The organism is Stenotrophomonas sp. A3_2 (genome assembly GCF_036624925.1).
Lineage (GTDB): Bacteria > Pseudomonadota > Gammaproteobacteria > Xanthomonadales > Xanthomonadaceae > Stenotrophomonas > Stenotrophomonas hibiscicola.
In genome coordinates this window covers 1-426 of sequence record NZ_JAZKVY010000122.1, presented here as the reverse complement: position 1 = coordinate 426, position 426 = coordinate 1, and the positions used below count along the sequence as shown (strand labels likewise).

At 69.2% G+C, this 426-nt stretch carries 1 protein-coding gene; it reads left to right on the top strand.

The window, feature by feature from the left end; genetic code table 11:
* Positions 1-277 (top strand): hypothetical protein (locus tag R5H29_RS02500; protein ID WP_332328686.1); only part of this gene is annotated, 277 nt, incomplete at its 5' end.
* Positions 278-426 lie beyond the last annotated feature (149 nt).

The window sequence follows — 426 nt, the reverse complement described above, 5'->3', positions numbered from 1 at the left end:
GCGCAGTAACCGCACCTTCGGCCTGCTCTCCGTGCGGCGGCCGCCGGTGCCCTTGGTGTTGGCGCTGGCCTGGCCGCTGCTGGTGATGTTCACGGAACGGATTTTCGCCGAGGACCGTCAGATCGTCGAGTTCGAGCAGGCGGCGTTCGATCAGCAGGGCGCGGACTGGAACCGGGAGGTGTTTCCGCCAATCCTGGAGCTGCGGGATTTGTTGCGGCGATGCGGGGCAAGTGGAGAGCGCGTGGTGCCGCGCGAAGCCGGGACGGATGCGGCATGACGAGTGTCTTAGCTTATTTTCGTTGGCCTGTGCGGCGTATGGCCGCGGCCGGAGGTGGCGTCAGCCCTCAAGCCCCGGCCGCGCCCGCGCGGAAGCCGCTCAGCACCGCGAGCAGCGCGCGTTGGACGGGGCGGCGCAGCCTCTCCTCG